We start from the raw sequence: 16,382 nt of genomic DNA, 5'->3' as shown, positions 1-16,382 counted from the left end.
GAAAGAGAGATCCGATGACAGCCGATGTGGTCATAGCCGGTGGGGGCCCCAACGGGCTCATGGTGGCCTGCGAACTGGCTTTGACGGGCGTCCGTCCGGTGGTGCTCGAGCTTCTGCCGGAGCCGAGCACGGAGCCGAGGGCGAACGGGCTGCTCGGCCAGGTTGTGCGCATGGTCGACCGCCGGGGCCTGTATGAGCGTCTCAGCGGCAGCGAAGGGCCGCCGGAGCCGATCTCCTCCTACTTCATGTTCGCGGCGATGGGCCTGAACCTCGGCCTGCTGGAGGACAGCCCGATCTATGCCCTGCCAGCGCCGCAGCACCGCATCACGCAGGTGCTGGCGGAGCGCGCGGGTGAGCTCGGCGTAGAGATCCGCCGCGGACACGGGGTCGTCGGCCTCGCCCAGGACGATGACGCGGTCACCGTTGACGTCGCAGGCCCGGACGGAACCTACCGGTTGCGGACCCGCTACCTGGTCGGTGCGGACGGAGGCCACAGCGTCACCCGCAAGCTGTCCGGCATCGCCTTCCCGGGCATCACCTTCGACCGGACGACCAACCGGACAGCGCACGCCACGGTCCCGGCGCAGTGGCTGGATCCCGCGACCGGTGCGCTGAACGTGCCCGGCTACGGCAGCATCCAGCCGTTCCTGCCCCACCGCACCGAGCACGGAGCATTCTCGTACGCACCGCTCCCTGGCCATCCACCGCTGATCAGCACCACGGAATGGGACCAGCCCGCAACTCAGTCAGCGATGAGCCTCGAGGAACTGCGGTCAAGCGTCCGCCGCGTGCTCGGCGCGGACGTACCACTCGGGCCGCCCGCCGGTGACGGACCGTTCGTATTGCGCCGGCTCGACGGCGGCAACGTCCGCGTGGCGGAGCAGTTCCGGGACCGCAGGGTCTTCCTGGTCGGCGACGCAGCCCACGTCGGCACCACGGGCGGCTCCGGACTCAACCTCGGCCTGCAGGACGCGGTCAACCTCGGCTGGAAACTTGCCGCCACGCTGCGCGGCAGCGCCCCGCCCGGACTGCTGGACAGCTATGACACGGAGCGGCGCCCCGCCGCCGCCCGCATGGCCACGTACTCCCAGGCGCAGGCCGCACTGTCCGCCCCCGGCAGCGACGTCACCGCCCTGCGCGAGCTGTTCACCGAACTACTCGGCGACCGCACCACCGTGCAACGCCTCGCCGACCTCACCGCAGGCGCCGACATCCACTACGACATGGGAGGAACCGGCACCCACCCACTCGTCGGCCGGTTCTGCCCGGACCTGGACCTGCACACCTCCACCGGGACAGTCCGGCTGGCGGAAATGACCAGATCCGCACGGCCTCTGCTGCTCGACCTCACCCAGGACGGATACCCGGCCAAGGCGCTCGCCGAATGGCAGGACCATGTAGACATTCTCACGGCAGGCCCCCAGCCCACCGGGCCCCCGGCCACCGCCCTGCTGCTTCGGCCGGACTGCTACGTGGCATGGGCAACGGCCTCACCCCGACCGAACGCAGCCGACCTGGAATCACTCCGAGCAGCCACACAGCAGTGGATCGCCCCTGGAGAGCCGGAGGCAAGGAGCCATGGTGCGGGGCAGGCAGCGCCAGGCGTTGAGCCGTCATCACCTGGGACCACCCCGGTCTGAGCAATTGGCCAAGGGAGACTGGCAGGTTGCGGCCCGACGTACCCGTCGACACCGGCTGCATCCCCATCCGGACACCACCGAGGCCGAACTCATCGTCCTGCTGGACGAAATACGGGCCGTGGCAAGGGAGATGAGCCGCTGGGCCAGGAGCGTCTACCCTCTCCGGGGGGCGGATCGCCGTCACGGAAAAATCCATGGTGAACTTTTTCGCCGGGCCGGTCATCGGACTGTACGGCACGGGGGTCGGCCCAAAGGGCTCGGCTCCCCCCGCATCCGGCGCGGGTTCATGATGGAATGACCAGGGTGGGGGCAGTGAGGAAACAACAACAGGATGCGGCGCCGGCAACCGGTCGGTTCGAAGGGACCGGGGGCGCCCGACGGCGCGTTGACGGGGGCATGGGTCTGGCAGCGGTCGCTGCGGTGGGGCTGGCGGCGGTTCTGCTGACCGGGTGCGGGAAGGAGGCGGGTGCGTCGGGGCCCAAGAAGGTCGCCGGGGAAGCAGCGCCCGTGCCTGGTGACTCTCCCGGTGACATATCGCGGAAGAAGAGTGCCTCCCCGTCGTCGTCATCGCGTTCCGATGGCGGTGATTCCAAGGATGACAAGGGGCCACCTGCTTCGTCGGAGGACAACGACGCGGGCTCCTCCGGAGCGACGGGGGGCGGCTCCGGGCCGGGGGCGCCCGGCTTGAGCTCGTGCAAGACCTCTGAGCTCGCATTCAGCACCTCGAGCGGTATGGCCGAGGGCAGCCTGCTGGTGAACCTCAAGAACGTCGGCTCGGCCACCTGCACACTCAAGGGTTTCCCCGGAGCGGACCTCAGGAGCGAGGACGGCTCCCTCAACGCCAGCCGCGGCAACGGCGCCCCTCCGACGGTCAGCGTCGATCCCGGCGAGGCAACCCGCTTCACCCTCCGCTACCCGCCGAACGACTCCGGTGGCAGCGGTGTGACCATGACCAGCCTCGTTGTCACCCCGCCCAACGAGACCCAGTCGCGGACCCTCCCGGTCAGCATCAACCTACCCGTCGACAACCCCGACAGCCCCACCTCCTCCAGGATCACGGTCAGCCCCGTCGGCGCCGGCCAGTGACCACACTCGTCGGCGCCCGCCAGGAGTCGTCCAGCACGGGGTCGCCTGTGTGAACACCGCACCCCGCGCGCACCCGCGAACCCGCAGCAGTTGCTCCGGAGCCGGAGACGACGCGCCAGTCACCTCTCACGGCGATGACGCGCTGGAACCTGGAAGGACGATAAGCGGGCAGATGGTCGCTGCGGGCCATCAGGGGTCCCGGCTGGCGTTCCGGTGAGCCGTACAGTCGAGCCTCCGGGTCACCGGCCGACACCCGCCCTGCCCCTTGACTGCTCGGCATCGACCGGCAAAGTTCGATTTCTGTCGCGAGGGCCGATTTCGGCTGACAGTAGGCACTTTGCCGACAGCGGTGTGAACTGGTTCGTCAGATTCGATGCACCGGCCCTTCTTCTACGTCGTCATCGTCCTCGCAGCGCAGATGAGCGGGGCGGGACGGGTCCTGCAAGTCGTCATCCTGCTCGCGTCAGCCAGCCTGGCAGCATACGGGAGTCTGGCTCGGCGGCCGCCTTCTCATGCGCCACGTACACAGTCGGCGCTCGTCGCCACAGCCAGGAGCCGAGTCGTCGGAGATTCATCGTTGACCGCGCGAATCCCCGTATCACCCCAGGCGCAGGGGCAGTTCCACCAGGCCGCGGAGCAGGGTGCTGGAGCGCCAGGTGAGGGCGGCCGGGTCAGTGGCGAAGGCGAGCCGGGGGCGGGCCGCCAGCAGCCGTCGCAGGGCGATTGCCGCCTCTGTGCGGGCCAGGGGCGCGCCGAGACAGTGGTGCAGGCCGTGACCGAACCCGAGATGGCCGCGAGCGCTGCGCCGGATGTCGAAGCGGTCGGGGTCGGGGAAGTGGCGCGGATCGCGTGAGGCAGCGGCGAGTGAGACCAAGACCGCGTCGCCGGCCGCGATGCGGGTGCCCGCCAGTTCCAGCGGCTCGACCGCGAACCGGAACGCGGCTGCGTGGACAGGCGAGTTGTACCGCAGCGATTCCTCGACGGCTCCTTCGGTCAGCTCGGGGGAGGTGCGCAGCAGATCCAGCTGGTCCGGGTGGGTCAGCAGGCTGTACAAGGTGCTGGAGATCAGGTTGACCGTCGTCTCATGGCCGGCGACGAGGATGAGGAAAGCCATGCCGAGCAGTTCCTCGGGGTCGAGGCCATCCGCTCGGTCGTCCCGGCTCTCCGGCGCGGGGCCGGACGGGCGTCGCATCGCGGCCAGTGCGCTGAGCAGCGTGTCGTCCGGGGTCCGGGCCTTCCGCTCGGTCAACGCCGTCAGATACCCGGTCAGTTCGTCGGCTGCCGCCGCCGCTGCCTCCTGCGAGGTGGGCATGACCAGCTCGTTCGACCAGGTGTGGAACAGCGCTTGGTCCTGTACGGGGACCCCCAGCAGCTCGCAGATGACCGTGACGGGCAGCGGCAGTGCGTACTGGCTCACCAGGTCTGCCTGCCCCTGGCGCGGCAGTGCGCCGAGCAGGTCGCCGGTGGCCGCCTCGATCCTCGGGCGCAACGCCGCGATACGTCCAGGCGTGAAGTGACCGGCCACCATGCGGCGCAGCCGCGTGTGCTGCGGGGGATCGGTCTGGAGCATGTTTCGCCCGATGGCGTGCCCGCCGTCGTTCTGCCACGAGGCGGAGTGACGGATGTCGTTGCACAACCGCGGGTCGGTCAACGCCGTCCGCGCTGCCTCCCGCGTCACCACGAACCAGCTCTCCCCGCTATCGGGAACGAACACCCGGTGTACCGCCCCCTTGGCGCGCAGGGCAGCGTGGACGAGATGCGGATCCACATCCATGTCGACCCCTTTGGGGGCCAATTGCTGCAAAGTGGGCGCCTGCGGTCGAGGTGGCGGCGGCTGGACCGACTCTGAGGGCTGGGGGTTTCGGCGTCCTTGAGATGACTGGGGTGTTTGCGGCGCCTCCATGGCGTCACCTTCCGTTCCGAGTGTTCATGCTTTACGGCGTTGCCGCGCCGCTTCGTTGGTTGCGGCATCGCGTGGTCTCTGTGTCGGTACGGGCCGGGATGCCGCAAGCCTGGATGCCGTGGTGGTGGTGCCGCGGCGGGGGCAATCGCGGATACGCAACGGCGATTCGGCGTCGGAGCGCCGCCTGTTCGGACGAACACGCTGCCGCGCAGAAGCACCGGGCGCTCCACGGCGCGATGCTCGCGTACGCCCTCGATCTGCCGTCCGCTGCACCGCGAGCCCCCGGCCTCCTTGCGTGACGCGTTCGCCGAACGGAGCCCCACTACCTGGCGTACGCGTTCGCCGAACGGAGCCCCGCCTCTGGCGCGACGCGTTCGGCGAGCTGCTCCAGGCCGTCCAGCTGCTCGCCGACGGCGACCCGGGTGTGCTCACGGAAGCCGTCCGGGCCGGCTTGCACGGCCTGGCCACCCTCATGCGCAGCGGTCGACTCCCCACGGTTGCCCTCCACCGCCGCCTGTCCTGCTGATCGACCGCATCGCACCCTGGCCCATCTGACGAAGCGGCCGTGGACCGGTGCCGGGCCGCCCCCGCCGTGTCCGGCCCTTTGGCAAGGCGCCCCCTGCGCGGTCCACGTTCGCCCTGGATATACGCCTAGCCGTGCAGGACATCAGCGACGGTCTGTGCGAGAGAGGTGGCCTGCGCGTGGCCCGCCCGGGCGGCGTTCGGCCGCCGGTTGTCGGCGGTCATGTCCCGGCCCATGGCACGACGGGCCGCCGAGTCGGGCGTAAGAAGCGCGACAGAGACTCCCCCGGCCGCGAGTTCGTCGGCCTCCTGCCGGGCGCTGGGGTGCGGGCCCGGTGCGGAGGGGATCGGTACGACGGCCACCACCCGCTGATGTCCGCGGGCCAGATGCACGTTCCCGGCCGAACGGCAGCCGCCGTCGATCCAACGACGGCCGGCGGCGCTGGCCGGAGGCCAGACCAGCGGCACCGCGCAGCTGGCGGCGACCGCCTCCACCAGGGTGAGCGACGACTCCGGCCCGAAGGTCTCCACCTCCCCGGTCTCCGCGTCCACAGAAGCGATCCGCAGCGCGCGCTCGGGCCAGGGCTGCTCGCCGCCCAGCAGGGCCCTGACGGTATCGAGTACCTCGCTTTCAGCCGGGGTGGTCGCTGCGAGGGCCGCCCGGCCCAGCCGCTGTGCGGAGCGCCTGGAGTCCCGGCTTCCGCAGGCCGCCCACAGGAAACGGAACGTCTGCGCCGCCGAGACCTTCAGGTCTATGCGGTCCTCGCCCACCAGTTGCCGCTCGTACAACTCGCGCGGGCTCTCGCCGTGCAGGAGCCGAGTACCGAAGATCGCCCCGGCCGAGGTGCCGATGACGACGTCGGCTCGGCCCAGCTCGACTCCCGCCTCGGCGAGCCCCGCGAGCACCCCGACCATCCATGCCCCGCCCACCGGCCCGCCACCGCCGAGGACCAGCGCTGTCCCGCTCATCTCTGCCCTCCAGTTGAGTAAATGGGGAGGACTCCCCATTTCCTTGGTCGACGATAACATCCAGTTGGGGACCAGTCCCCGTTTCCAGCGGAGGTGACGATGACCGGGAACACGCCCGAGGGGTGCGCGGGGCACAAGGGACGCGCGGGGCACTCGGGGCGCTCGGGGCGCGATACGCGCGACAGGGCCGACGGTCGCGGCCGGGGTGACGAACGCGACGGGCGCGATCCGGGAGGAACGCCGGCACCCCGGCGACGCCGTGACGCGCGGCGCAACAGGCAGCTCCTCACGGAAGCTGCCCACGAGGTGTTCACCGAGCAGGGCCTGGAAGCGCCCTTCGACGTGATCGCCCGTCGGGCGGGGGTCGGCAACGCGACGCTCTACCGTCACTTCCCCACCCGCGCCGCCCTCGTGGACGCCGTCTTCCACGACCTGCTGACGCACACGATGACTGCCGGTCAACAGGCCCGAACCGCCGAGAACGCCTGGTCAGGGCTGAGGGACTACCTCGAAGAGGTTTTCACGATCCTGGCAGCGGACCGCGGCGCGAACGATCTCATGACTACTCATCTGGAAGGCGCGGAGACCTTGCAGGCCGTGCACGCCCACAACCGCGAGACGGTAGACATCCTGTTGCGCCGAGGCCATGTGGAAGGCACGGTCCGTGCTGACATCACCACGGAAGATGTGCTCTTCACCCTCGCCGCCCTCGGCCGCGCCGTTCCCGCGCTGACCGCCGTCGCACCCGACGCCTGGCGCCGCCCCCTCACCCTCTTTCTCGACGCCCTCCGCGTCTCCTCCCCCTCCCCTCTCCCCACCCCGTCCCTCACCGCAGCCCAACTTGCCACCACCCTCGACCAACTGGGCCCCCACCGCGGCCCCCACGCTCGCCACTCTGATTCGACGTGAGCGACTGGTGTCAGTGGACGAGCAGATCCAGGTGCGCAGACGCGGCGGAGGAACCGGCGGACCCAGTCGACGTGGGTAGTGCTTCCGAGGACGCAGCTCAAAAGCCACCCCGCCAGCCGGACGAGGTTTGTCTGGCGAGGACACGGCCGGGAATGCTGCCCCCGGTGACGCCGGGAAGCTGCACGAGACGACACCCCCGACGACGGACCCATAACAACCAAGTGCGGATTCCCAGTCGGCACACTCGGGCGGGCTGTGACGGGGCAGGCGCCGAGGAGGTCTCTCAGGGTGCCGGGGGCGTGGCTGGGAAAGTCTGATAGAGGACTGGCTCGAGGAGGTCCGTCAAGGCGTCCGCGTCCATGTCGCCGCTCTCCTGGTGATGCCTCACCCACCGCAGGAGGCCCAGGGCAACGTGAGAGTCGATCGGCATGCCGATGGCGCGCGCAGCGGTAACAGGGGCGAGGCCGCGCAGTAGCGACCGCACCAGGACTCCCTCGCCGTAGTCCGCCTCCATGGGCTCAGGCAGTCGGCCCAGCCACGTCAGCAGGAGCACCGCGCGGCGTTGCTCATCCGGTTCCCAGTCGCTCAGCATGAGGCGCAGTTCTTCCACACGCGTATCAGCGAGGCGGGCACAGTCGTGCCCCGAGACACGTGACAGTGCGGGACGCAGAATGGCCGGCACACCTCGGGTTCCCAGCAGCCGCGCTCCGTTCGGACCCCGGCCGGCCGCTCGGAACTGTGGCCGCCCCTCCCGGAGGCCGAGGGCATACGCGAGGCGGGTGGACAAGCCCGCGAGGTGTCGCATCGCGCCGTGCCTGGCCAGCAGGAGTGCGAGGCCGACCGGGTCGCTGACTTCGAGGTTTCCGCAGAATCGACCGCCTTCCCACAGGAGGGCGTCGGGGCCGTGCAGACTCGCTCGGCCCAGCAGTTGCTTCTCGGCGCCGTGCAAGGTGATGGTGAGGCTGCCTGGACAACGACACGTATCCATGGTGACGACCCCCTGGGTTGAGAGAGATCTCAGCTTCCCCAGGGACTCGGGTGACTCGACCCAGCCCAACAGGGTTCGCGAGTCAAGCGGCTCAGCGCTCTCGCCGCCCGCCAGCACCTGAACGAGACGCGTACGCGCCCACACATCGTCGAACCATTCCTGAACCGCATGCCGCACAGCCGCTCCCCCTCACTCCCCCTGCGCTGCCTCTGCACTGCCCCTTCGCTGCCCGACCTCGCCCGCGCGGCCGGCGCCTCCGGAACACGTTAGGTGCTGCGCAGGAGTTCCCACGCGGGGACCCCTCCCCTTCTGTTTCCGTCAGCCGCGTTCCCTGCGGCGCGGTGCGCCGCAAGTGGTACGGCCTGGCGCCGGCACCCCGTTTCACGCTTAGCTGGCCTGTTGGGAGGGGGAAGCTGATGTGGTCAAGTGTCATTGCTGTGCTGGGCACCCTGGCCGGTGCGGCCCTGGGCGTCGCCTCTCAGCATTGGCTGGACCGGCGCACCCGGGAGGAGCAGCAGCTGCTCCACGTCACCGACCTTGTCGCCCACCTGCTCGACGCGGTGCTGGCCTACCGGGAGCTGTTCTGGCTGCGGATCGCCGGCCTCCGGGAGAGAGAGCCCGAAACGGGTGAAGAACGTGCGGCCCTGTACCGGGCACGTTCGGAGATCACCAAGGCACGAGACCGCCTCGCTCTCGCCACGTCCGACTCTCACCTCCTCGCTGGTGCACACAGGGCCTCGTTATCGGCACTCGAACTGAGCGACATCGAACTGGGACCCGTCGGGCCTGACGGGAAGGCCAGCGAGGCTGTCGAAGAAGCACTGGTCACCGGACGGGAACAGACCCGGATCGCACACACCGAACTTCGCGAGGCCGGAGCCTGGTACGTGCTTCGGCGGCGGTCAGCCTGGCGCCATCTCTGGTCCCGGCCCACACGTCGGGACCGCCGCGCTGCTGCCAGGCGATGACTGAAGCGACCCGGCTTCGGAGCGGGAACGCGGCCAGCGGTTCAGACGTTTGGGGAGCTCTACGCTCTACGGTCTCCGCGCAGGCAAGTAGCTGGCGCAGGACCCGAAACCGCTTCTTGTAGCCGGGCGACGTTGGGCTCGCTCAATTCCGGTCGCGTGGATTTCTGGCAGGGATCAGCATTTGGGGATCGGTGGCTCTTGTGGACTCAGGCGCCCACGGTGCCGTCGACGCCTTCGCGCAGAAAATCCGCGTGCCCGTTGTGGCGGCCGTACTCCAGGAGCACGTGCACCATCACCATCCGCAGCGACACCTCCTTGCCCCATCGCGGCTGATACCCGGGCTGGTCCAGGGACTCAGCCTCCCGCTCGATACGGCGCGAGCTCTCCACCTCTGCCTCCCAAGCTGCGAACGCCTCATCCCTGGTCGACACGCTCGCGTCGTACGCCGCCTGAAAGTCGATCTTGTCGGACCACACCATGGGCGCGTCATTGTCCTCGAACACTCGACGGAACCAAGCACGCTCCACCTCCGCCATGTGACGCACGAGACCGAGCAGCGAAAGCGTGGACGGCGGCATCGACTGCTGCCGCAGCTCCTCGTCGGCAAGCCCTTCGCACTTCATGGCGAGGGTCGCGCGGTGGTAGTCGAGGAAAGCCCGCAACATCTCGCGTTCGCTTCCAAACGTAGGCGGTCCTATGCGATCGTCGCTCGCCACTGGCCGTACTCCTCATCCGTGCCTGTACGCAGGCCAGTATCCACTCCCGTCGGCCCACAGAAATCAGAAAGGCTCACCGGTCACCCGCACCCGCTCTGGGCCGGTGAGGTCCTTCTCTCTCCCCGGCGGCGAGGTAGTGGCGGGCTCCGTCCTCCACAACGGCGACCACCTCATGTGCCAGCTGCTGGCCTCCCCTCGACGACCGGCGGCTTCGGCCGCGAACTGCCGCGCGGCCGGCGTTTCACCGGGCACCCGGCGACAGCCATGTAAGGGGGTTGGAAGGTAAATGGAAGAGCAAGCGCCCTCTTCATGGGCAGTTGAGAACCCCCGTCATACGCTCTGGCCTGCCCGGGTCGCACCCAGCCGGCCCGATACCGGCCGGCCGAACGGATGAGGACCAGAGGCACAGCGCGCCCTCGCAGGGCTCGCCGTTGTAGCTCGGCGGATACCGCAGGCCAGCGCATTTCCCGGCTGTCCCGCGGCCCCTCCGACCCGACCGGCCGCTGACCGTGTGGAGGGAGGTGCGGGGGGCGGGCGCTGTACCCGCCCCCCTCTTCTCTTCTGCTTGGCCTGCGTCGGCACGGTAGGGCCACCGGCGCCCGCTCGCCGCGCGCTTTTTGCCGAGCCCGTCGGCGCGCCGACGAGGATGTCCTGGCTGGTTGCCGCGCATGCTCGCGCGCCGAATGCTGCGCTGTAGTGGTCAGTCGGCCTCCGGCCCGCGTCTGGAGCCTGCGGTCACCCGGCACCGTGGGGTGACCGCGCCCGCTCTGCTCGTTCGCGCCCTCAGGTCGCGAAGTAGCGCGACCAGCCGCTGCACTTGGCCTTCTTCGTCCACGAGGTGCAGACTTTTACGCGGATCGACCGGTCTTCGGGATAGTGTCCTTCCACGACGCGGTGCTTCTTTCCCTTGCTGCTGAACTTCTTCTTCGAGTGGCCTTGGACATGGACGATCGCCTTTGTCCAGCGGTCATTGTTGTACTTGTCGAGGATATGGATCTTGTCGCCCTTGTCGTAGTAGGTCACTTGGGTCACGTTCTTCGCCGAGGTGCCGCAGTACGCGGCCGGCTCGACCGTCACGGTCTCGCACGTGGTCTTCCTCACTTGCGGTGCCCCGTTGCCGGAATCCGCAACCGCGGGCACCGCCGCGAGCGCGGGCGCGATGAGTACGCCCGCGCAGGCCGATGCGATCCGGTTCCTGTGTACGTTCATGGGTGGTGTCTCCTGTCAGCAGGAACTTCGCGGAATTTCCTCGCGTTCCGCGATCAGGTCAAGTCCCATTTGCTCCAATCGGAACACTTGGCCTTCTTGCTGAACGAGGTGCACGCCTTGATCTGTACCATCCTGTTCTCCTTGAAGTTCGCGTCGACGACCCTCAAGCTCTTGCGCTTGCTGCTGTAATTCCTGACCTTGTACCCCTCGACTTTGAGCTTGACTTTCGTGGACCGCCCATTGCGGTAGTGATCCACGATGCCGATGTCGTCTCCGTCGGTATCGAACCAGGCGAATGTCCGGTTCTTCTTGGAGGAGGCGCATCCGGCTGTGATGTCCGACGACGCGTGGGTGTAACAGTCAGTCTTCTTCTTCGCTTCCGCGAGTGATGCCGAAGCGGTGCCCCGGGGTGCGGGCGTGTCGGCGGAGGCTGTTCCCGCGGCAGCGGCCAGACCCCCTGTCGTGACGGCCAGGGCGCAGGCGGCTGCGACGACCTTCTCGAGTGCGTGCATGCGGTGCTTCACGTGGTCCCCCAGCCGCTCCAGTCAGAGCACTTGGCCTTCTTGCTGAACGAGGTGCATACCTTGATGCGGACCTTCTTGCCTTCGGTATAGCTGTTTCCGACGACCCTGTGCTGCTGACCCTTGCTGGAGAAGTACGCTTTTCCGCTCCCCTTGACGTGGGGCACCACCTTCGTCGACCGCCCGTTCCGGTAGCGGTCGACGATATCGACCTTGTCGCCCTTGTCGATGTAGGCCCCCTGCGTGCGGCCCTTCGTAGGTGATTCGCACCTCGCGTACGGCTCCCGGAATTCTTCACACGTGGTCGACGCAATCCGCGCCGCCCGTTCCGAAAGGCCCCCGGCGTAGGCAGCAGTGGCGCTTGCGGTCAGCCCGCCGCTCGCGACCAGTACGGCGCAAGCGAAAGCCGCCGCGTTTCGTGATGTGAGCATTCAGTGGTTCCCCCTTTGTCGTGCCGCGGGTCGAGGCCGGCACGCCCCCCGCGTCTCTGGATTCCGCAACGGACGCGGCAGAAGCAGGATGCACGGCAATCCCTGGGGCGGGCCAGGACTTTCGGCGAGAGCCGAAAGTCCTCCGCATGGGTCCGGCGGAACAGAAGTCGAAGTGCCGCCCGGAAATGGACCCGTCCAGGCCGTTTCCGATGGCTCTTGGGGGGTGGCTCTTGGCGGGGTGGGTCATATTCCGTACGCGGGGCATGGTCGACCGGCAGCTGCTCGCCCGACAGCCGGGCCCTGGCCCCTGTGGGAGCTGCTGCCGCAACTTCCACCTCCACGCCGAGCCCGGCCTGACTGCGCGGCACCAGAGGAGCAGCCCCGGCTCGCCGAGATTCATGCGGTGGTGGTTGTTGCTGAGCATGTCCAGCCCTGCATCCGCCTCACCGCTTCGACCAAGTGCCCTGCCGTGTGCAGCGCAGCGTGCGCCATGCGCTCCTGCAGGTCGATCCGTGCCCGCACTTGCTGCCCCTCGGTGAAGAGAGGCAGGCTGCCGCCCTCCGGTGCCATGGCCACGATCAGCCGTACTCACGGTCCCGGACCGGGGCGATCTCCGCGTTCTCCAGCGATCCCCGATCGGCGGGCCGGCCCCGGCCTTGTCGTACTCCGCACCGCAGGCAACTTCCTTCGGCCCGCGAGCTGATCCGAACGAAACGCACTAGACCCGCGCCCTGACGGCCGAGCCTGCCTGAGCGCGCTCCTGCACGACGCGGCGCCGCCGGATCGGCATTCCGAGCGTCGGATTGGCGACACCCCAGGCCGCGCCTTTGCAGACCAGTTCCTTGTAGACGGCGGCGATCCGGCCGGTCAGGGCAGCCCGGACGGCACGGTCGTCCGCGGTGACGTACTGGATCAGACCTTCCCTGCGGCCCAGCGAGATGCACTGGTTGAAGTAGCGGAGCGGCGCGCTCGGGAGTTTCCCGCTGGTCAGCCGAGCCGCGATGGAGTCGGCGGCCTGCCACGCGGTGGGGATGCCCGAGGCGCACGACATGCGCAGCGGCTTGTCGCCGGGGCCCATCACCAGGGCCGCGTCACCGATGGCGTACACGTCCTGGTGCGAGACCGAGCGCATGCTCCCGTCGACCACGATCTGGCCTGTGCCGGTGACCTCCAGGGCAGTGGCTTTCGCGATCGGGTGGACCGCGAAGCCGGTGGTCCACACGGTGACCGAGGCCGGGACGGACTTGCTGCCGTCGGTGGTGACACGGTCGGTCTCGACGCCGGTGACGGCGGTGTGCTCGTGCACGGTGATGCCGAGCTTGTCGAAGACTTTCCACAGGTGCTGACGGCCTTTGGGCGAGAGCCAGTCACCGAAGCCGCCGCGGGCGACCAGGGCGACGTCGAGGTCCGGGCGGGCCTCGGCGATCTCGGTCGCGGCCTCCAGACCGGTGAGGCCGCCGCCGACGACAACCACGGGCTGTCCGGCGTCCAGGCGGGCCAGGCGCGCGCGCAGCCGCAACGCACCGGGGCGGCCGGCGATCTCGTGGGCGTGCTCGGCCGTGCCGGGGACTGCCTGGTTGTTCCAGCCGCTGCCGAGGGCGTACACGAGGGTGTCGTATTCCAGTTCCTCGGCGCCGTCGTCCGCGTCGAGGACGGCGACGGTCCTGCGGTCGACGTCGACGCCGGTGACCTTCGCAAGCTTCAGTACGACGCCGGTACCCGCGAACATGTCGTTGAAGAGCCTGGGCTTGAGCTCCTGGCCGACCGCCAGCTGGTGCATCCGGACGCGCTCGACGAAGTCGGGCTCGGCGTTGACGAGGGTGATGGCGACGTCTTCTTGGTGCAGCCGCTTGGCGAGACGCCCGGCTGCGACCGCTCCGGCGTACCCGGCTCCGAGGACGATGATGCGGTGCTGCATTTGTTGCTCCTGTTCCTTGCTCCTGTCCGACGCGGTTCCGCCCCTTGAACCGGGCGGCCCGCCGTTTTCTGACAGGAACGCGGTGTGAAGCACCTCACATCTGGATCAGAAGGCGCTGAGCAGGGGTTCCCCGTGCTCAGCGGCCGCCCACCGCTCGGTCGCGCGTGCGAGCTTGTCGGGGTTGACCTGGTTGCGGAACGCGGCGATGCCCTCGGCGTCGACTTCCAGGCACATGACCCCGACGACCCGGCCGTCGACCAACACCACGATGGCGGGGTCGCCGTTGGCGCTCGTGGCGTAGATCTCGGCTGTGCCGCCGAGGATGGCGCGCTTGGCCTCGCTGGGTTTGAACAGGCCCCGCATGAACTTCGCAACGGCGAGGGCGCCTTCGAACGCCTTGGCCCGGGCCGGGACCTTCCCGCCGCCGTCGCCGATCACGACGGCGTTCTCGGTGAGCAGCCGTACGAGCGGCTCGGTCCGGCCGCTGGTGGCGGCCGCGAGAAACTCCTCGACGACCCGCCGGGCAGCGGCCTCGTCGATCTCGGTGCGGGCCTTGCCGTCCGCGACGTGTTTCTTGGCGCGGTGGAAGATCTGCTGGCTGGCGGCCTCGCTGAGGTCGAGGATCTCGGCGATCTCCCGGTGCGGGTAGTCGAATGCCTCCCGCAGCACGTACACCGCCCGCTCGTTGGGGGACAGGCGCTCCAGCAGAGTGAGGACCGCGTACGAGACGGATTCACGTTGCTCGGCGGTGTCGGCCGGGCCGAGCATCGGGTCCCCGGCGAGCAGCGGCTCGGGGAGCCATTGGCCCACATAGGTCTCGCGTCGCGCACGGGCCGAGGTGAGCTGGTTGCGGCACAGGTTGGTGAGGACCTTCGTCAGCCACGCCTCGGGGACCTCGATACGGTCGACGTCAGCGCTCTGCCAGCGCAGGAACGTCTCCTGCACGGCGTCCTCGGCCTCGACCGCGGAGCCCAGGAGCCGGTAGGCGATGGCCTCCAGGCGGGGCCTGAAGACCTCGAACCGGTCCACGTCGTCCACGGTCAGAGGCATGGCCCGATCCTAGCTCTCGCGGCGGGCTACAGCAGCCTCGTTGCGGGCGACAGCAGTCTCGTTGCGGCCCTGCACGCCCACAGCCGGTACGGTCCGACTCCCCGGACGCCGTGGAGTGGACGGCGCCCGCCTGCCCGGGGCCCGGCCAGGCATTGCTCTTCAGGCGCGGCCGCCCGCGCTGGCCTCACGGGGTGCAGGCCTCGGCGATCGACACGCTGTTCTCGTAGAGGTGGTGCCTGGTGATCCGGCTGTTCTCGACGGTGAGGCGCAGCGCGAACGGGCCCTGGAAGGACTTTCCCGTTGCGCGTACGGTCCCCGACAGGTGCCCCATCAGGACAGCGTCGGTGCCGTCGACGAGGATGGTGTCGACGGAGGCGCGCGCATCCTCGGGCACGGTGTGCTCCAGCAACTCCGTCAGCTGGGCGGCACATTCGGCGGCGGTTGACCGCGGGCGGATCCACGGGACGGCGGGGTTTTCGGCGAGCACCCAGTCGACCTCGTCGGCGAACAGCGCGACGATCCGCCCGATGTCCCCGTCCGCCCGGGCGGCAAGGAACGCCTGCACGACGGCCCGGGTGTCCTCGGCGTCGGAACTCGCGGTGGCGGCTGAACTCACCGTGTGGCCAGCGGACTTGACGGACATGGCACTCTCCTCGCGGCTGCGGCCGGATTCCGGCGGGGGTTCCCGTCGATGTGCTCGATCCTGCCGGTGGGAGGGCAGAGCGGTCGATTACCCCGGGCGTAATGAGCAGCCAAGGGTGACAGGGCACGCCTTCTTCGGATGTCGGTCACGAAAGGCACCGGTTCGCGTTTACTCGGCTTCTTGTGTGGCCGGCGGGTGGCCTGTGCTGTGGTCCCGGCGGCGATGACGTGCCACGGCGTCGTTGTTGGCGCAGCGCACCGAGCAGTAGGTGCGCCGGCCGTTGCGGGAGGTGTCGACGAACGCCACCGCGCAGCCGCGGCGCGCGCAGCGCCCCAGCCGGTCGGCGCCTGCGGAACACACCACGTAGGCGAGTCCGGCCGCGGTGACGGCCCGGATGTGCGCGGCGGTATCAGCGTCGGCCGCGCTGTAATGCAGATGGGGGTTGCCGTCGTGGAGCGAGATGTGAGGCGTGCTGGAGGCGGCGGCGAGGAGCACGTTGACCGCCTGGCACCGCCGGCCGAGATCCTGCGGTCCGAAGCAGACGGCCAGGCGCCGGCACCATGCCCAGATCTCCGCTGTCTGCCGCGCGGTCAGCGCAGGACGCACGATTCCGTGCGCGGCGAGCAGCGGTTCGAGGTCCCCGGGCTGGGGCGGAGCGGTCAGGTTCACCAGGTCCGCGGCCAGCCGGGCAGCCTCCCCGCCGTAAGGGTCGAAGTGCATAAGACAATTACAGCATCGTGCCGGCCGCGACTGCAGGGGGTTGCCCGGCCTCGTCTTCGCGGCCATGAACCTGGTGCACTCATCGGTCGTCAGTCATCCGCGGACCGGAGTGGCCGTCCCTTTCGTTGACTGCGCGATCTGTGCGCGCTGCCGGTTGCTCTCCGCACCAACTGGCGCGTGCGGCAGCCA

The 16,382-nt window shown here is 69.2% G+C and carries 16 protein-coding genes; 4 read left to right on the top strand and 12 right to left on the bottom strand.

Annotation, left to right across the window (positions count from 1 at the left end; translation table 11 throughout):
- Nucleotides 1-14: 14 nt before the first annotated feature.
- Together ACTWQF_RS17665 and ACTWQF_RS17660 are read left to right on the top strand one after the other, a co-directional pair.
- Entirely contained in the window at nucleotides 15-1,640 is a 1,626-nt protein-coding gene (locus tag ACTWQF_RS17665) for an FAD-dependent monooxygenase (RefSeq protein ID WP_443280364.1), read from the top strand.
- A 294-nt stretch (nucleotides 1,641-1,934) separates the two neighbouring features.
- Nucleotides 1,935-2,726, top strand: coding sequence for a DUF4232 domain-containing protein (locus ACTWQF_RS17660; RefSeq protein WP_443280363.1), 792 nt, complete (start codon nucleotides 1,935-1,937; stop codon nucleotides 2,724-2,726).
- Nucleotides 2,727-3,324: 598 nt separating this feature from the next.
- Here ACTWQF_RS17660 and ACTWQF_RS17655 read toward each other — a convergent pair.
- From ACTWQF_RS17655 to ACTWQF_RS17645, 3 genes are all read right to left on the bottom strand, one after another.
- Nucleotides 3,325-4,500: a cytochrome P450 family protein gene (locus ACTWQF_RS17655; RefSeq protein WP_443280362.1), complete on the bottom strand. Its 1,176-nt coding sequence runs from the start codon at nucleotides 4,498-4,500 to the stop codon at nucleotides 3,325-3,327.
- Between the two features lie 451 nt (nucleotides 4,501-4,951).
- Nucleotides 4,952-5,086, bottom strand: coding sequence for a hypothetical protein (locus ACTWQF_RS17650; protein ID WP_443280361.1), 135 nt, complete (start codon nucleotides 5,084-5,086; stop codon nucleotides 4,952-4,954).
- A 194-nt stretch (nucleotides 5,087-5,280) separates the two neighbouring features.
- Nucleotides 5,281-6,120, bottom strand: a complete 840-nt coding sequence (locus ACTWQF_RS17645; RefSeq protein WP_443280360.1) for a patatin-like phospholipase family protein — start codon at nucleotides 6,118-6,120, stop codon at nucleotides 5,281-5,283.
- 99 nt (nucleotides 6,121-6,219) lie between these two features.
- Here ACTWQF_RS17645 and ACTWQF_RS17640 point away from each other — a divergent pair, with 99 nt between their 5' ends.
- On the top strand, nucleotides 6,220-7,029 hold the full coding sequence (locus ACTWQF_RS17640) for a TetR/AcrR family transcriptional regulator (protein ID WP_443280359.1): 810 nt from the start codon (nucleotides 6,220-6,222) through the stop codon (nucleotides 7,027-7,029).
- A 283-nt stretch (nucleotides 7,030-7,312) separates the two neighbouring features.
- Here ACTWQF_RS17640 and ACTWQF_RS17635 read toward each other — a convergent pair whose 3' ends face one another.
- Entirely contained in the window at nucleotides 7,313-8,194 is an 882-nt protein-coding gene (locus tag ACTWQF_RS17635; protein ID WP_443280358.1) for a hypothetical protein, read from the bottom strand.
- Nucleotides 8,195-8,433: 239 nt separating this feature from the next.
- On the opposite strand from ACTWQF_RS17635, the gene ACTWQF_RS17630 reads away from it, so the two are divergent.
- Nucleotides 8,434-8,985, top strand: coding sequence for a hypothetical protein (locus ACTWQF_RS17630; protein ID WP_443280357.1), 552 nt, complete (start codon nucleotides 8,434-8,436; stop codon nucleotides 8,983-8,985).
- Nucleotides 8,986-9,191: 206 nt separating this feature from the next.
- On the opposite strand, the gene ACTWQF_RS17625 is transcribed toward ACTWQF_RS17630, so the two are convergent.
- The 8 genes from ACTWQF_RS17625 to ACTWQF_RS17590 all read right to left on the bottom strand — a co-directional run bounded on the left by ACTWQF_RS17625 (nucleotide 9,192) and on the right by ACTWQF_RS17590 (nucleotide 16,193).
- The gene (locus ACTWQF_RS17625; RefSeq protein ID WP_443280356.1) at nucleotides 9,192-9,701 is read right to left on the bottom strand and encodes a DinB family protein; all 510 of its coding nucleotides are present in this window, start codon (nucleotides 9,699-9,701) and stop codon (nucleotides 9,192-9,194) included.
- A gap of 783 nt (nucleotides 9,702-10,484) precedes the next feature.
- Nucleotides 10,485-10,910 carry a hypothetical protein gene (locus ACTWQF_RS17620; protein WP_443280355.1) on the bottom strand — a complete coding sequence of 142 codons (426 nt, stop codon included), beginning with the start codon at nucleotides 10,908-10,910 and terminating at the stop codon, nucleotides 10,485-10,487.
- Nucleotides 10,911-10,963: 53 nt separating this feature from the next.
- Nucleotides 10,964-11,422 carry a hypothetical protein gene (locus tag ACTWQF_RS17615; RefSeq protein ID WP_443280354.1) on the bottom strand — a complete coding sequence of 153 codons (459 nt, stop codon included), beginning with the start codon at nucleotides 11,420-11,422 and terminating at the stop codon, nucleotides 10,964-10,966.
- Nucleotides 11,423-11,430: 8 nt separating this feature from the next.
- Nucleotides 11,431-11,862, bottom strand: a complete 432-nt coding sequence (locus ACTWQF_RS17610; RefSeq protein WP_443280353.1) for a hypothetical protein — start codon at nucleotides 11,860-11,862, stop codon at nucleotides 11,431-11,433.
- 718 nt (nucleotides 11,863-12,580) lie between these two features.
- Nucleotides 12,581-13,780, bottom strand: a complete 1,200-nt coding sequence (locus ACTWQF_RS17605) for an NAD(P)/FAD-dependent oxidoreductase (RefSeq protein ID WP_443280352.1) — start codon at nucleotides 13,778-13,780, stop codon at nucleotides 12,581-12,583.
- A gap of 105 nt (nucleotides 13,781-13,885) precedes the next feature.
- Nucleotides 13,886-14,830, bottom strand: a complete 945-nt coding sequence (locus tag ACTWQF_RS17600; RefSeq protein WP_443280351.1) for an RNA polymerase sigma-70 factor — start codon at nucleotides 14,828-14,830, stop codon at nucleotides 13,886-13,888.
- 184 nt (nucleotides 14,831-15,014) lie between these two features.
- Entirely contained in the window at nucleotides 15,015-15,473 is a 459-nt protein-coding gene (locus ACTWQF_RS17595) for a nuclear transport factor 2 family protein (protein ID WP_443280350.1), read from the bottom strand.
- Between the two features lie 168 nt (nucleotides 15,474-15,641).
- Nucleotides 15,642-16,193, bottom strand: coding sequence for a CGNR zinc finger domain-containing protein (locus ACTWQF_RS17590; RefSeq protein WP_443280349.1), 552 nt, complete (start codon nucleotides 16,191-16,193; stop codon nucleotides 15,642-15,644).
- Between the last annotated feature and the right edge of the window lie 189 nt (nucleotides 16,194-16,382).

Source organism: Streptomyces sp. 8N114 (assembly GCF_052245835.1).
GTDB lineage: Bacteria > Actinomycetota > Actinomycetes > Streptomycetales > Streptomycetaceae > Streptomyces.
This window is presented reverse-complemented; position numbering and strand designations above follow the sequence as displayed.